The organism is Candidatus Venteria ishoeyi, assembly GCF_030378065.1.
In the GTDB taxonomy this organism is placed as follows: Bacteria; Pseudomonadota; Gammaproteobacteria; order Beggiatoales; family Beggiatoaceae; genus Venteria; species Venteria ishoeyi.
Genome location: NZ_JAUCGJ010000072.1, coordinates 1 through 17,087 on the forward strand (window position 1 = coordinate 1; position 17,087 = coordinate 17,087).

Here is a 17,087-nt window from a genome sequence, read left to right on the forward strand (position 1 = left end):
CGGCTATCACAGCACAAAGTGTGATAAAAAATATATCGCCTAATTTATGCCTTTTTTGACGATCAATGCGTGGGTCTTTAATTGTCTCAAAATGCTTGATAATTGATGCTGTTGAGTGGTTTTCCATGAAAAATACCAAAAACCATCATTTATACTCATAGTACCACTTATCTTGTCAAGACATTTTTAATGCGATTGCCCTGGGACAGTTGGTGATATATGCCTTGTTTCAATCTAAACGTGGTAGCTTGGGCTGACGCAAGGAAGCCCAACAGAACCAGTCTATTCATCTTCCGCAGTAACAGGAAAAAATTTACTATCCAAAATCTCATCCTGGCTAAACGGACACACCGCAGGAAAAGTTTTTCTGGGTAGCTCGGTTTCTGTGGCTGCACTCCTGATGGTATAGCCATAGGCTTTGTTAATCACATCTGGGAGTGTAGGGCACAAATAAAATGCTAAAAGCCGATACACATCCTATGTATCGGCTTTTAGCGTTTTAAGGTTTTATTCTGTCTCGTTGCTTTTCACTGCCTGAGAATGGTTCACCTGCTGTACCTGGCTTGCACTTTGCTCAGGATTCTGCGCCACATAATTGGCTGCACCCAATCCTCCTAATGCAACCAGAATCAAGCCAATTGAGATAGGATCAATAATACCGCGCATACGTTTCATGTTCATGATAGACACTCCTTGTTTCATGAAAAATAAAGATTAAAACTCAGCTTAGAAGTTCTTGCTGGCTTTTAATAATGTGGAAATAAGAATATTATGTTTTTCTAATATAGTCAAGTATTTTTTTCAGTAATTTGTTCAGTGGCTATTTGAGCTCAATATAACTGCTGGAGTCATACAAAAGCTTCACAATGTGCTTTAAGGCACAAAAAAGTTGCTTTTTGCTCCCTAGATATCAAAAAGCGTTGTGCAGTAGCTGTTTTTTTTGAGTGAAATAATCAATTTAATCTGAACTCAATACTCAGCTTATTGTAGAATATTGGGTTTTTGCTCTATTTTATAAAATCTAAATGAATCATATTCGAAACTTTTCTATTATTGCCCATATTGATCACGGCAAATCCACGCTGGCAGACCGTTTTATTCAGTTTTGCGGCGGTTTGAGCGAGCGGGAAATGGCTGAACAGGTGCTGGACTCCATGGATTTGGAGCGCGAGCGCGGTATCACCATTAAAGCCCAAAGCGTAACACTGAATTACAAAGCCGCTGATGGCGTGACCTATCAGTTAAATTTTATTGATACGCCGGGGCATGTGGATTTCTCCTATGAGGTTTCACGCTCTCTGGCAGCCTGTGAAGGTGCGTTGCTGGTGGTCGATGCCGCGCAGGGCGTGGAGGCGCAAAGCGTCGCTAATTGTTATACCGCCATTGAGCAGGGACTGGAGGTTTTGCCCATCCTCAATAAAATTGACCTGCCTTCGGCTGAGCCTGAACGGGTCATACAGGAAATTGAAGAGATTATCGGCATCGAAGCACATGATGCCTTAAAAGTCAGTGCCAAAAGCGGGATTGGTATTGAAGAATTGCTGGAAGAGTTGGTATTAAAAATTCCATCACCCAGCGGCGAGCCTGAGCAAACACTACGCGCTTTGATTATCGACTCCTGGTTTGATAATTATCTGGGCGTAGTATCACTGGTACGTATTGTCGATGGTGAACTCAAAAAAGGCGATAAGATTCGGATTATGTCCACCGGGCGCGATGTGCTGGTGGATCATGTGGGTATTTTCACCCCTAAAATGACCCATACCGAACATCTGAGAACTGGTGAAGTGGGTTATGTCATTGCCGGTATTAAAGAAGTGGATGGTGCGCCGGTTGGGGATACATTAACCCTGGCAAATCGTCCGGCAGAAGAAGTGTTACCCGGTTTTGAAGAAATGCAGCCACGGGTTTTTGCGGGCATGTTCCCGGTGGATTCCAGTGATTATGAGTCTTTTCGTGAAGCACTGTCAAAACTGCGCCTTAATGACTCCGCGCTGTATTATGAGCCGGAAACTTCATCGGCTTTAGGCTTTGGCTTTCGTTGCGGTTTTCTGGGCATGTTGCACATGGAAATTGTGCAAGAGCGGCTGGAACGTGAATATGATTTGGATTTAATCACCACGGCACCCACGGTAATTTATGAAATAGAAACCAATAGCGGTGATATCGTCATGGTGGATAACCCGGCGAAACTGCCGGAAGTCAATCATATCGCAGAATTTCGGGAACCCATTATCCAGGCTAATATCTTGATGCCGCAGGAATATCTGGGTAACGTGATTACCTTGTGCGTAGAAAAGCGCGGCGTACAAAAGCATCTGCAATACTTAGGCTCGCAGGTTTCTCTGGCCTATGAACTGCCCATGAGTGAAATGGTGCTGGATTTCTTTGATCGGCTGAAGTCCGTTAGTCGCGGCTATGCCTCATTGGATTATCATTTTGTGCGGTTTCAGGCAGACGATCTGGTTAAACTGGATATTCTGATTAATGGTGAAAAAGTCGATGCGCTTGCTTTGATTGTGCATAGAGATAAAAGTATCAGCCAAGGGCGTGAGTTGGCTGAACGCATGAAAGAAGTGATTCCCCGACAGATGTTTGATATTGCCATTCAAGCCGCCATTGGTGCACATATTATTGCACGCCAGACGGTAAAAGCCTTACGTAAAAATGTCACGGCTAAATGTTATGGTGGGGATGCAAGCCGTAAACGTAAACTATTAGAAAAACAAAAGGCGGGGAAAAAGCGTATGAAACAAGTGGGTAATGTAAGTATTCCTCAGGATGCTTTCCTGGCCGTATTAAAGGTAGGAAAAACAAAATCATGAATATTGATCTTGCGGCAATTCTGGTTTTACTGGTTTTCATCAGTGGGCTTATCTGGGCTCTTGATAAATGGAAGCTGGCCCCGGAGCGGAACGAACGGGCAAAAACCCTGCCGGAACAGGAGCAGGTAAGAGCCAGAGAGCCTTCTGGTGTTGTTGATTTAATGCGCTCATTGTTTCCAGTATTTTTAATCGTATTATTGTTACGCTCTTTTGTGGTGGAGCCGTTTAAGATTCCTTCCGGTTCCATGATGCCGACATTGTTAATTGGCGACTTTATTCTGGTGAATAAGTTTTCTTATGGTTTACGCCTGCCCGTGTTAAATAGTAAAATTGTGGCACTGGATGAGCCTGATCGAGGTGATGTTGTGGTATTTCGCTACCCGGAAGATCCTTCTACACCCTTTATTAAGCGCATTATTGGTTTGCCAGGTGATAAAATCGAATATGATTACATCGCTAAAATGCTGCTGATTGATGGTAAGGAAATACCCAGAACATTGACTAAAACCTATATGGACGATAAGTCCGGCAATAAAATGAATGGTTTTGAGCAACAATCCGAGCAGTTAACAGAAATACTGGCTCATCAGATATTGTTACAGCCCGGCGCAGGACGTCCCTCGCCTTATTTTTGGTCGGATGAAAAACAGGATGTTGTACAAATTACCAGTCAGGCGATGTTACAGGCGCATCAACATGAAATTATGCGCCTGACGATAGGAGAAATTCCTCAAGGCCATTATTTTGTATTAGGTGATAACCGGGATAAGAGTAAAGACAGCCGTTACTGGGGATTGGTTCCAGAAACGCATTTAATTGGTAAAGCATTTTTAATCTGGATGAACTGGGATGGTGGTGTTGATTTTTCCCGCTTAGCTTCAGCCATTCGTTAAGGAGTATTATTATGCAGCAGACATTTTCCAGCCGTAAGCAACAACAAGGTATTGGTTTCTGGGGAGTAAGTTTTATTCTCGGTGTAATCGTAATTGTCACTATGGTGGCATTAAAGCTGATACCCATTTATGATGAATATGCTGCTATTCTGCGCACTGTCGAACAAGTAAAAGATGGTATAACGGGTACTGAAGTTTCTAAAACAAAAATTAGAGATAAAATACTCAATGGATTATATCCTAATAATGTACGCAGCATTAGTCAGGATAATTTCAAAGAGCATTTTAAAATCAAACCCACTGGCAGTGGTTATGATGTGATTATTCAATACAACCGCGAAGCAGAAATGGTCTCTAATGTCTATTTGTTGGTTAAGTTTGATAATACCATCAGTTTTTAATTTGTTGCCTGAGCTCGACGTAAAACTTTTTAAGTAAAAACGTTAAAATCAGGTATCTACTATCAAGTGTTAGTGTGAGGTATCAGTGGTTTTCAGCGTCTTTAGCGTTGACAGAAGCGGATGCCTCACTCAGGCTGTGTAACTTTGACAACAATTACCTTACCCCAGCTTTATCAAAAGCTGGCTTATCGATTTACCGATCCCAGCTTGTTATACACCGCGCTGACACACCGTAGCGCAGGTATGCCTAACAATGAGCGCCTGGAATTTTTAGGTGATTCCATCTTGGGCTATCTGGTGGCTGAATACCTGTTTGAACGCTTTCCCAATGCCAAAGAGGGCGAATTGACGCGCCTGCGCTCCAGCCTGGTTAAAGGTGAAACCCTGGCGGGTATTGCGCGTGACCTGGAACTGGGTGGTTTATTGCGCCTTGGTGAAGGCGAGATGAAAAGCGGCGGCTGGCGGCGCAGTTCGATTCTGGCAGATGCCCTGGAAGCTTTGATTGCTGCCGTCTATCTGGATGGGGGCATGGATGCCTGCAAAACGATGCTGCTAAAATTGTTTGAGCCTCGTTTTCAACAACTTTCCCTGAAAAACCTTAATAAAGACGCCAAAACCCGTTTGCAGGAATATCTGCAAGCTAAAAAAAAGCCCTTGCCTGAATATAACTTAGAACAGGTTGAAGAACTCAGTAACAATGAGCAATGTTTTCATGTTCACTGTACTGTTGCAGGTCTTAAGCAGATTATCAAAGGCCAGGGTAACAGCCGTCGTCGAGCGGAACAACACGCAGCCGCCCAGGCACTTGAACAATTAATTGCGCTTAAACAACAAACAGGCAAATATTCATGACAGCACATACCGGTTATGTCGCCATTGCAGGTCGCCCGAATGTCGGCAAATCAACGCTGCTCAACCAATTAATTGGGCAAAAAATCAGTATCACCTCACGTAAACCACAAACCACCCGCCACTCGCTGATGGGCATTAAAACGCTGAATAAGGATGCTGACAGCCAGCAGATTATTTATGTGGATACACCGGGCTTACAGGCGCAAACCCAAACCGCAATCAATCGCTATATGAACCGCTCAGCTAGCAGCGCGCTGACGAATGTTGATCTGGTCTTATTTGTGGTGGAAGCGGATATCTGGCAGGAACAGGATGATTATGTCTTAAATCAACTGATTGCCAGCAAAAGCCCGGTATTGTTGGTGATTAACAAAATGGATCGGCTGGAACGCAGTGAACAACTGCTGCCTTATATTGAGCAATTGCAGAGCAAATATGACTTTATTGACATTTGCCCGGTTTCAGCCACAAAACGCAAAAACCTGGACACCCTGGAAAATTTGATACTGGCACAATTACCCGAAGCTGACCCCATTTTTGATGAAGATCAGGTTACAGATCGCAGCAGTCGTTTTATGGCGGCTGAGATTGTCCGGGAAAAACTCATGCGCCGTTTAGGCGCGGAAGTGCCTTATCAACTCAGTGTCGAAGTCGAGCACTTTGAACAAGATGATAAAATGCTGAAAATCAGCGCAATTATCTGGGTAGAACGCCAGGGTCAGAAAGCCATCGTCATCGGCAAGCAGGGGGCTATCCTGAAGTCTGTGGGCAGTGATGCCCGTAAAGATATGGAACTGCTGTTTGAGCAAAAAGTGTTTCTAAAACTCTGGGTCAAAGTCAAAACCGGTTGGTCGGATGATGAACGCGCTTTAAGGCAGTTTGGTTATAGTGAGTAAGGTTATTAGGAGTGAGGATGAAATAAATTCAGAAACTGGGCGCAGGATTTTTATTCATTTTCAAGGCGTGAAAACAGGCGCATAGCAAGCTATGTAACTGCCTAAGTCCAAATAGGCACAACGCAGAAAATGGAGGAAAAGACCAGCCAAGTTGCTGAAGTTATAAAATTCTCACTCCTTAAGTTAAGGAATGAGAATTCAATAACCCCAGTGTCTAGCGGCACTTTTACGCACAACTCTGCGTTGCCGCTCCGGTTGCATAGAATAACTATGCGCCCATCGCGCCGCCTTGATTTGCGCGCAAAATCACTCACTATACTTTCTGGTTTTATTAAATTCTCATTCCTAAGCCCGGTTTCTATTTTTATTTCATTCCCATTTCAAAGCGCTTACTTCGTATGATAAGCCAGGTTATTCATCGCGATTGCGTCAGAAGCAAATCAAACTGCCATTTATAGCTAACACCCCGCATTCCATCCATTTCGATTTGATACTCTGTAAAATAAAGCGTTTAATGTTTAACCTGAGTTCGATTTAGGCTTCATTCATCGCTTAACGTGATGAAAGCCGCCAAAATCTCACGCTAACACTTAAGCCTAGAGGTTTCCGATGTCTCTTTATATCAGGAAAAAAACCTGGATAGCTTTATTATTCAGTGTTTTATCAATTATCTATTCCTATACTGCACAAGCCGTTGACAGAACCGTGCCGGATCAGTTTGCCACCATTCAGGCGGCGATTGACGCGGCAGCCGATGGTGATCAGGTTTTGGTCTCAGCAGGCACGTATAATGAAAATATTAATTTCAGTGGTAAAAACATTACGCTTAAAAGCGTTGATGGTGCGACCACGACCATTATTGACGGTGGACAAAACGACACGGTAGTCATCTTTGAAACATCCGAAACCCGCGATGCGGTGCTGGAGGGTTTCACCATTAAAAATGGTAAAGGCTACGCCACCGCTGGTGGTATAAAAATTTCTAACGCTTCGCCCACAGTGCGCAATAACAACATTATTAATAATATCGGTGGTGGCTCAAACGGAATTAATATTTATGATGGCGCACCACTGATAGAAAATAACCTGATTCAGGGCAATACCAATGATGGCGGCAGTGGTGGCGGTGGCGGTGGTGGAATTGCCGTGCTGGGCGATGCTTGCGACGGTAATACTTCAGACATTTCATGCAGCGCAAATATTATCGGTAATACCATTAAAAATAACGAATCACCGCGATTTTCTCATGGAGGTGGAATTTATCTTAATAGCGCAGGAAAACCACTGATTAAAAATAATTATATTGTGGGTAATAAAATCAAGCGGGGGGGTGGCATCGGTATGCTCAATAGCTCCCAGGCGCAGATTATCCAGAATGTCATTGCGGGCAATATTGCTGAAGAAAAAGGGGCGGGTATTTATTGGTCTAGCGATGCGGAAATTTTGGTACTCAATAATACCATCAGCGGCAATCAGATAGAAAACAACGGTACTGAAGGCAGCGCGATTTATATTACCGATGGTGGCGCGGCGCGGATTATCAATAATAATATCACCGGTGTTCAGGGGAGTACCGCAATTTTCTGCGAGGGTGATACCCTGCCTGATATCCAGTTTAATAATGTGATTACCAGCTCCGGTCTTGGCTTTAGCACTAAATGCAGCCAGTTTGAGAACAGCAACAACAATGTTTCTTTATCCCCTGATTTTGTTGGCGGCACCAGCAGCAACGGGGAACCCTATCAACTCAGCACTAATTCGCCATTGTTTGATTTAGGTGATAACAGCATTACGGAATTACCGACAACTGATTTCCTCGGCAATCCCCGTATCACAGATGATAATAACGATGGCACAGCAACCATAGACCTGGGTGCTTTTGAAGGCGCGGGCAGTGGCAGTCCCGGTGGTGGCGGGGGTGAATTGGCGCTGGGTGCAATTACCACCTTTGCAGGTAATGGCACAGCAGAATTTTCTGGAGATGATGGCCCTGCTAAAACTGCCGGTTTGAACAACCCTGGCGGCGTAGCTATCGATAGCAGCGGCAATATTTATATCGCTGATACTGATAATCAGCGTATTCGTAAAATCACCACCGCAGGCGTGATTAGCACCATCGCGGGTAGTGGACTTGCCGGTTATGCAGGTGATGGCGGAGCCGCGATAGACGCCAAATTGAAAAAGCCTTTAGGTATTGTGGTGGCGAGTAATGATGATATTTATTTCACTGATAATGGCAATAATCTCATCCGTAAAATCGATGGTGCAACCAATATTATCAGTACGATTGCCGGTGGTGGCAGTGATAATGCCAACAGTGGTATTCCTGCAACTGACAGCAAGCTCAACGATCCGCGTTTTCTGGCGATAGATGGGGATAATACGCTGTTGCTGGGCGACAAGGAGCATGGCAGGGTGGTCAGCATTGCGCTGGATACCGGTATTTTAACCGTACTTGACATCGAGGGCATTGAAGGCGCAACGGCACGGCCTTCCGGGGTGCTGGTCAATAATGATGGTCAGGTGGTGTTTACTGAGCGCCACAATAATTGTATTTATCGTAAAAACACTACGCCCGGCAGTGAAAATCTGACAAAACTTGCCGGGGTATGTGGTTTTGGTGGCAGTGATTTCGGTGATGGCGGCCCCGCTACCGATGCACATTTAAATCGCCCTAACGGACTGACAACAGACGCTGCTGACAACCTATATTTTGCCGACCGGGAAAATCATAAGGTACGCAAAATTACCGCCAATGGTGCTATTCAAAATGTTGCCGGTAACGGCAGCGCGGGTTTTTCCGGTGATGATGGCAGCGCGACAGATGCGCAGTTGAACCTGCCTTTTGATGTGGTTTTTGATGGTAACGAAACTTTATATATTGCTGACAGCGGCAATCACCGTATCCGCATGGTCAATGTGCTGGCTAATCCCGGCACCACGCCACCAGCTACCAGCACGCTAACGTTGAATATCAATATTGTTGGCCTGGGCAATGTCACCGCGCCGGCAGGCAGTGGTGACGGCATTGATTGCGGTGCAACATGCAGCGAAACCTATGATCAGAATACTGCCATCACACTCACTGCAACTGCCAACGATGGCAATATGTTTGTATCCTGGAGCGGTGATTGCAGCGGCACTGATAATCCATTAAATCTGACTTTAGATGCAGATAAAAATTGCAGCGCAACTTTTATTGCCAGCGGCCCGGCTATCAGCCGGGTGGCGGGTACCGGCGTCAGCGGTTTCAGCGGTGATACCGGGGTGGCTTTGGCGGCGCAACTGAGTATACCTGCGGGACTGCTTATCGATAACAGCGGTTTAATTTATATTGCCGATGCCAGCAATCACCGGATTCGGGCATTTAACCCCGATGGCAGTATTAATACCATCGTTGGTACGGGTGAAGCAGGGGCTGCCGGGGATGGCGGTCTGGCAACACTGGCGCAGTTAAACTTCCCAAATGCGCTGGCGCTGGCTGCCGATGGTTCCTTGTATATTGCCGATACCTTAAATCATAAAATCCGGGTAGTCGATAGCAGTGGCAATATCAGCACTTTTGCCGGTAGCGGTGAAGCCGGTTTCAGTGGTGATGACGGTCCGGCGACTCAGGCACAGATTAACCGGCCTATGAGCGTGGCAGTTGACGCGCAAGGATTGGTGTATATCGCCGATGTGCTTAATCACCGCATTCGCCGGGTAGACCCCGCAACCGGTTTAATCAGCACCATTGCCGGTAACGGCAGCCCCGATTTCAGTGGCGATGACGGCATTGCCACGGATGCCAGTCTTAACAGCCCTGCGGCAATGGCATTTGATGCAAGTGGTAACTTGTATATTGCCGATTATGGCAATCATCGAATTCGTAAAGTCGATGCTGGCACCGGTATTATCACCAGTGTTGCCGGTACCGGTTTTCCCGGCAGCAGCGGCGATGACGGACTGGCAACAGCAGCCAGCTTGAACTATCCCATTGCTTTGTTTGCCAATGCCAGTGGTTTATATATCAGCGATTCTTTTAATAACAAGATTCGTTTTATCGATAACCAGGGCATGATGCACACGGTTGCCGGTACCGGCACGGTGGGTAACAGCGGTGATGGCAGCGCGGCAACGGCGGCAACCCTGCGCCAACCCTGGGGACTGGTTGTAGGTCAGGACGGGCATTTGTATTTTTCTGACAGCGCCAATTTTGTGGTGCGCAAGATTGCCAATATCGCGGGCGGAGGCGGCACCACGCCGCCGCCAACAGGCAGTTTTACTCTGACTATCAGCAAAACTGGTGCAGGCAGTGGCACGGTGACGGCGGCTGCGGGTAATGGCAGCGGCATTCAGTGTGGTGCTGCGTGCAGTGAAAGCTATACTGAAAACAGTGTGGTGAATCTGATTGCCAATGCTGATGAAGGTTCGCTGTTCAACGGCTGGAGTGATGATTGCAGCGGTTCGGGGAGCACCATCAGCCTGACCCTGGATACCTCTAAAACCTGTCAGGCAATATTTGAGTTACGCGCCCAGAGCAACCTGATTCAGCGTTTTGCCGGTAGCGGCAGCACAGGATTTAGCGGCGATAACGGCCCGGCTTTGGCAGCCCAGGTGTCGGATAAGCTCTATGGCGTGGCTGTAGACAGTAAAGGTAATATTTATCTGGCTGATGGTGGCAATAACCGGGTGCGTAAAATTACCCCTGCCGGTCTGATTTCAACCGTTGCGGGTAACGGGGTTCAGGATTACAGCGGTGATGGCGGCATTGCCACCGCAGCCGGTTTAACCGCATTTAATGTGACCGTGGATCGCTTTAATAATTTGTATATTGCCGATGGTGCCAATCATGTGATTCGCAAAGTGGACAGCGCAGGTATTATCACCACGATAGCCGGTAACGGTACATCAGGATTCAGTGGTGATGGCGAGCTGGCAACGGCGGCGCAGCTTAATCAACCTTATGGTTTAAGCATCGACTTATCCGGTAATTTATATATTGCTGAAACGGGCAATCATATTATCCGCAAAGTGGACAGTCAGGGCGTGATTTCCACGATTGCCGGACAGCAGGGTAATCCCGGTTTCAGTGGTGATAATGCCGCTGCGGCAACTGCACAGTTTGAAGCACCCTGGGCGGTGGTGCATGATACTTTGGGTAATCTGTATGTGGCGGATGCGGCAAACTATCGGATTCGTAAAATCACCCCGGATGGCTTGGTGCAAAGCATAGCCGGTAATGGTGAAAGCGCAGAATCTGGTGATGGCGGCCCGGCAACACAGGCCGGTTTTGGCTGGCCGGAAGATTTGGCGATAGACAGCGCCAATAATCTGTATATTGCCGACCGCGATAATCACCGCATTCGCAGAGTGGATGCGGCAACCGGCATCATCAGCAGCGTTGCCGGTAATGGCACATCCGGTTACAGCGGCGATGAAGGCCCGGCCTTAAATGCGCAGTTAAACACACCAGCAGGTCTGGTCGTGGATTTGGCTGATGATCTCTATATTGCAGACAGCGCCAATAGTATGTTGCGGCAAATGACCACCGGATTAAAACAACGCTTGAGCATCGAATTAACCGGCTCCAGCCTGGGCAGCATTTCCGCGCCAGCCGGGGTGATGCAGGGCATACAGTGTGATGCAAATAACAGCCTTTGTCTGGATATTTATGTTACGGGTAATACGGTCAAACTGACCGCCACCGCCAGCACTGATGCCGAATTTATCGGCTGGGGTGGCGATTGCGGCGGCACCGAAAACCCCTTGCAGGTGACTATGGATCAAAGCCGCCACTGCACGGCACGGTTTGATTTATTACCTCAGGCCGTTGCGCAGGGACTCATCAGCACGGTTGCCGGTGACGGTCTGGGCGCTTATAGCGGGGAAGGCAGCCCGGCAACGCTTGCCAGCCTGAAATTCCCGGTGGCGCTGGCCTTGTCACCCAGCGAGCAATTACTCATCAGCGATGCCCTTAATAATCGTTTGCGTCTGGTTGAAGCCCCGGTCATTGACAGTTTTATCAATCGGGTTGCAGGTAATGGCAGCTTTGGTTTCTCTGGCGATGGCGGTCTGGCGAACAATGCAGAACTGCGTAATCCCTTTGGTCTGACAAGCGATGCTGACGGCGTGGTATATTTTGCCGATTCTGCCAATCACCGTATCCGTAAAGTGGCAAGCGGTATTATCAGCACTGTGGCGGGTATGGATAACTTCGGCTACAGTGGTGATAACGGGCCGGCACTGGAAGCGCGTCTGAGTCTGCCGCATGATGTGGCCTTAGACAGTGCAGGTAATCTGTATATTGCTGACAGCAACAACCACCGGGTGCGTAAAGTTGACAGCAGTGGTCGCATCACCACCATTGCCGGTACTGGCGTTGCCGATTACAGCGGTGATAGCGGTTTTGGCACCTTAGCCGGACTGAACTTTCCTACCGGCCTGTTTGTTACGCCAGCGGGAGAAATCTATATTGCCGACAGCGGCAATCACCGCATCCGTAAACTGGATCAAAACGGCGTGATCAGCACGATTGCCGGTTCCGGTGCAACCGGCTTCGGCAGTGGCGCTTATGGCGGTGATGGTGGCCTGGCACTGGATGCGCGTTTGAATAACCCGCGCGCGGTGGCGGTGGATGAAAGCGGCAGGATTTATATTGCCGATCAAAGCAATCACCGCATTCGCCGCATTGACCAGCGCGGTTCCATTGCCACTTTGGTCGGTACGGGCATGCCGGGGTTCAGCGGCGACGGTGGCCTGCCGAGTGAGGCGCAGCTTAATGGGCCAACGGATATTATCATTGATGCACAAGGTAATTTATATATTGCTGATTACAGCAATCATCGCGTGCGCCGGGTGGAAGCCGACAGCCCACAACTGCAAATCAGCAAATCAGGCAATGGTGACGGCCTAATCAGCGGGGCAGTGGGGCTGGGTGACGGCATACAATGTGGCGGCAACTGTAGCGAGAAATATCTCAAAGGCAGCATTATCACCTTAACCGCCGCGCCGGATGCCGAGGCTTTATTTGATAGCTGGGGTGGTCATTGTCAGGTTGATGCGGACAATCCCTTACAGGCGACAGTGACGCTGGACAGCGACCAAAGCTGTGTTGTCAGCTTCAGCCTGCAAGCAGGCGCGGGGCTGCCTGCCTGTCCCACCAGCGGTAGTATTGACGCGCCTTGTAACGGCGATGGTCAAACCCTGGTAAACGTCAGTATCGGGCCTAACGGGTGGGTGTATTATGCAACGCTCAGTGGCACCATACAAAATCAGGGTGTGCTGGAAAGTGTCACCCTGGCAGCCAATGCCGTGATTAATGGCGGCACGCTGGCAGGTGTCATACAAGGCACCGCAGGCGCACAGGCCATGCTTAACAGCATTATCACTGAAGCCAATACCCAGCTAAACCAGGTGGTTATCGGGCAAGGTGCAACTTTAGGTGATAATACCCAATTAGCGGGTGGCAGCCTGTTTAGCCGTTCGGCTATTGTGCCATCATCGGGTATGGAACTGAGCAGTATGCCGATACGTTTAGCCGATTCCTGTCCTGCGCTGCAACAACCCGGCTTACTGGATTTATCTGCCAAAGTCTGGCTCGATGGCGTGAGTTTACTGGAGGGTATTAATCAGGTGCCGGGGCTGCCGGAAAATGGCTGGGTTTTCCAGCAACAGGCCGGTGGCGAGATGTCTCTGGATATTGAACCCTATCGGATACTGCTTCATGCTCAGCAGGTATTCCACAGTTCACCCTTTGAAGCACCGGCGTTTGTGGTTGCGGATGACTGGCAGAATCTGCGCCTGTTCACCCCGGATGATACGGTGATTAACGCGCATCCCGCCTTACAGGGTTTATGTGATTTACAAGCCGAAGTCAGCGCGCTGGGTTTCCCGGACTTACAGCGCCTGAGTAACGGTAATCTGCGTTTGAACCTGGATGCCGATAACTGGTTTACGCTGCGCCCGGATGGCATCGCCACCTTTATGCCCGCCACCACACCCCTTGGCATATCAATCGTGCCTTCACCGGTACACCCAACACAAATGCTGGTACAGTTTGTCTCAATAGATACCCTGGGTCTGAAGTATATGCAGCAGTTGAATCCCGTACCGGTTGATTTGCAGGCATTGAAAACGGCTGCGGGTGAGAGTCTGGTGGTGGGGGTTAATGGTCTGGTGGAATTCAGCCTAAATGGTCAAGCCTTAAAAGGCGTGCTGGATTACAATATCAGCCAGGGCATTCCACCGATACAAGCACAGTTACAAAGTGAAGCGATTGCCGGTAGTTCGGATCAGATGTTGATTTATCCTGATGGCAGTCGTCAGCGGTTGTTTGTGTTGCCATAAAAATGTAGGGCGGATGGCGCTGCGCTTATCCGCCCTACCGCACCGTTAAGCCGCCCCTGCCTTCTTGATAAAGATACTTCTGAAACCCTACAAACGTCTCTCTGATATTTACAGGCGCGCCTAACTCTGCAACCGCATCATTCACATTATGGTATTTTAATTCCAGTAAATCTGTCAGCTTATCCGTTGCCAGTTCACCAACACCTTCTGTAATATATTGCGCCAGCACAAAATCGATGAATTCTTACTGCTTATAATCATAGTGGGAAAAGATAGCACCTTTATGCGCATCAACTCTTTGTACCCGTGTCAGCGTGGGTGATGTAAAGGCGACAAAGGCGAGCACATCATAAATATCACTGTCTTTGGCATCAACTACGGCCTTCATCTCATCAAGCTGGTCTAAACCAAAACCTTTTTCTTCCAGTTGTTCCAGCAGTTTCTGGCGCGTGTCGGGTTGACTCCACAGCGCCCTGAGCTGGTCTTCATCTTTGAACAATTCCGGCAACTGCCCAAATAACTGTTTGACAAACTGCGCGGCAGACAGGGGTTTGCCATCCGCCCCCCAGAATGTCGTCACCATAATATTTTTGATGTTTCGCGCCTTGCCGTCACTTAATTTCACTTTAACCTTGGGGCGTTTCTCGCATTCACAGGGATACGCGCCACACAGGGGACAGGGTTCCGGTTCTGCTTGCTCACAGGTGCAAGGCAGGTTGCCGCAAGTTTTACACGGCTGTGGTGGATTGCTAATACATTCACAGGGCAGCTTGCCGCAACGCTCGCAGGGTTCCGGCTCCAGCGGTTCCCCGTCCCATTCCGCATCGTTAAAGTGCTTGTAGGCTTCGACAAAATCATAAATCGTGAAATAGTCTTTGCCATCAAACAAGCGCGTACCCCGTCCAACGATCTGCTTAAACTCAATCATTGAATTAATAGGCCGCATCAACACAATATTGCGAATATTCCTGGCATCAACGCCGGTGGAAAGCTTTTGCGAGGTGGTGAGGATGGTCGGGATAGTTTTTTCATTATCCTGGAAAACCCTGAGAAAGCGTTCCCCCTCTGCGCCATCATCGGCAGTAACGCGCACGCAATAACTTGGCTCGCTGCTGGTCTTAACTTGATTAATAATATCCCTCACCAGTAAGGCATGGCTCTGGGTGGCGCAGAATACCAGCGTTTTTTCATGCTGCTTCATCTGCTGCATAAAGAGCTTGACGCGGTATCGCTCCCGTTCTTCTATTTCGATGCTGCGGTTAAAATCATTTTCCTCATAGATTTTACCGGCTTCAATCTCCCCCTCAATCACCTGATCATCGGCGGTGTAAACATAATCATCCAGCGTGGTGGCGATTTGCTTGACCTTAAACGGGGTCAGAAAACCATCATTAATGCCCGCTTTAAGGGAATAGATATACACCGGCTCACCGAAGTAACGGTAAGTATCGGCATTATGTTTTCTTAAGGGGGTGGCTGTTAAACCCAGTTGCACGGCGGGCGAGAAATATTCCAGAATACCGCGCCAGTTACTCTCATCATTCGCCCCGCCGCGATGGCATTCATCAATAATAATAAAATCAAAGAAATCCTCCGGGTACGCGCCAAAATTCGGCACCGGATGACCCTCGGCATCACTGCCCGACATAAATGTCTGAAAAATGGTAAAAAAGAGACTGCCGTTTTTAGGCACAGCGCCTTTTTTGCGAATTTCATCCGGCGAGATTCTCACCAGCGCATCTTCCGGGAAGGCAGAAAAACTATTATAAGCCTGATTCGCCAGGATATTGCGATCCGCCAGAAACAAGATGCGTGGTCGCCGTTTGGGTTTTCTCGATAAGTTCCAACGGCTGTGGAACAGCTTCCAGGCAATCTGAAAGGCAATCGCGGTTTTACCCGTACCCGTTGCCAGCGTCAGCAGAATGCGCTCTTTACCGGCGGCAATGGCTTCCAGCGTTTTATTGATGGCATTGTGCTGGTAAAAGCGCGGCTGCCAGAAGCCGCCCTTATCTTCAAACGGCACATCACCAAAACGTTCACGCCAGTCGCTTTGACTGGCAAAGGTTTTTGTCCATAACTCATCCGGTGTCGGGTAGCGATCTACATGGCCTTCCTCACCCGTCTGCATATCCACCTGATAAATCCCGACCCCGTTGGTGGAATAAGTGAAACGGGTTTGCAGACGTTCCGCATAGCGTTTGGCCTGCGCCAGACCTTCAGTGACGGACAGGCTTTTTTTCTTCGCCTCAATAACCGCCAGCTTCTGGCCTTTATAAAACAGCACATAATCGGCAATGTCCTGCTTGCCGCGTTTGCCCCCGCCTTGCAAACGCCCCAGCGTAATCATCTCGCGCCGTACCCGGCTGTTTTCCACCACGCCCCAGCCTGCGTCTTTTAACGCGGGGTCAATGAGTTCTGCGCGGGTTTCGGCTTCGTTCATGATTTTTCCTATTGCGATCAAATCCCGATCAAATTATTTTATAAATTTAATATATTGATTTTCAATAAATTTATATGCTTTCTATGGTATTTTTTAGCGCACCAATCAAAACCTGGTCAAATAATCACGCCCAAAGTCGCAATCAAAACCCGGTCAAGAAATTAAAATAGGCTTATCTATTTGATTAAAAATCATTTTTTTATTTTATTTGTAGCTTTATGGTTACGCAATCAAAACCCAATAAATAAATTTTGCATTGTCCGCCCCAAAGGGGCAAATTAATATAGCCAGGGGTAACACCCCTGGAAAGATGAACCACCCGAAATTACAGTGGGTAGGACAGTGGAAACCCACTGCCCCCCCGTTACCGCAATAGGGTTAATTCCCTATATTTACCGTCGTGCCCCTTTCGGGCAACGGGCGGTTTCCCGAAGAGTACCCCTTGCGGGGAG

The 17,087-nt window shown here is 48.0% G+C and carries 9 protein-coding genes and 1 pseudogene; 6 read left to right on the forward strand and 4 right to left on the reverse strand.

Going from position 1 to position 17,087, the window contains the following annotated elements; translation table 11 throughout:
• From QUF61_RS17080 to QUF61_RS17085, 3 genes are all read right to left on the reverse strand, one after another.
• On the reverse strand, positions 1–127 hold a 127-nt coding region (locus QUF61_RS17080), incomplete at its 3' end, for a transposase family protein (protein ID WP_289682802.1).
• A gap of 155 nt (positions 128–282) precedes the next feature.
• Positions 283–474, reverse strand: a complete 192-nt coding sequence (locus QUF61_RS18285; RefSeq protein WP_103918416.1) for a DUF29 family protein — start codon at positions 472–474, stop codon at positions 283–285.
• 33 nt (positions 475–507) lie between these two features.
• A complete protein-coding gene (locus tag QUF61_RS17085) occupies positions 508–681 on the reverse strand; it encodes a hypothetical protein (protein ID WP_177428108.1) in 174 nt (57 codons plus the stop codon).
• Positions 682–1,025: 344 nt separating this feature from the next.
• On the opposite strand from QUF61_RS17085, the gene lepA reads away from it, so the two are divergent.
• From lepA to QUF61_RS17115, 6 genes are all read left to right on the forward strand, one after another.
• Positions 1,026–2,825, forward strand: coding sequence for a translation elongation factor 4 (lepA, locus tag QUF61_RS17090; protein WP_289682796.1), 1,800 nt, complete (start codon positions 1,026–1,028; stop codon positions 2,823–2,825).
• The gene (gene lepB / locus QUF61_RS17095) at positions 2,822–3,718 is read left to right on the forward strand and encodes a signal peptidase I (RefSeq protein WP_289682797.1); all 897 of its coding nucleotides are present in this window, start codon (positions 2,822–2,824) and stop codon (positions 3,716–3,718) included. Before lepA ends, lepB begins: the two co-directional genes overlap by 4 nt.
• A gap of 11 nt (positions 3,719–3,729) precedes the next feature.
• Positions 3,730–4,119 carry a DUF4845 domain-containing protein gene (locus QUF61_RS17100; protein ID WP_103918413.1) on the forward strand — a complete coding sequence of 130 codons (390 nt, stop codon included), beginning with the start codon at positions 3,730–3,732 and terminating at the stop codon, positions 4,117–4,119.
• 144 nt (positions 4,120–4,263) lie between these two features.
• Complete coding sequence (gene rnc / locus QUF61_RS17105) at positions 4,264–4,971, forward strand: ribonuclease III (protein WP_286018934.1); 708 nt, start codon at positions 4,264–4,266, stop codon at positions 4,969–4,971.
• Entirely contained in the window at positions 4,968–5,867 is a 900-nt protein-coding gene (gene era / locus QUF61_RS17110; RefSeq protein WP_289682798.1) for a GTPase Era, read from the forward strand. Before rnc ends, era begins: the two co-directional genes overlap by 4 nt.
• A 609-nt stretch (positions 5,868–6,476) precedes the next feature.
• Complete coding sequence (locus tag QUF61_RS17115) at positions 6,477–14,195, forward strand: NHL domain-containing protein (protein ID WP_289682799.1); 7,719 nt, start codon at positions 6,477–6,479, stop codon at positions 14,193–14,195.
• Positions 14,196–14,229: 34 nt separating this feature from the next.
• Here the strand turns inward: QUF61_RS17115 and hsdR are convergent.
• Positions 14,230–16,635 (reverse strand): annotated as a pseudogene (gene hsdR, locus QUF61_RS17125) (EcoAI/FtnUII family type I restriction enzme subunit R).
• Positions 16,636–17,087: the final 452 nt, after the last annotated feature.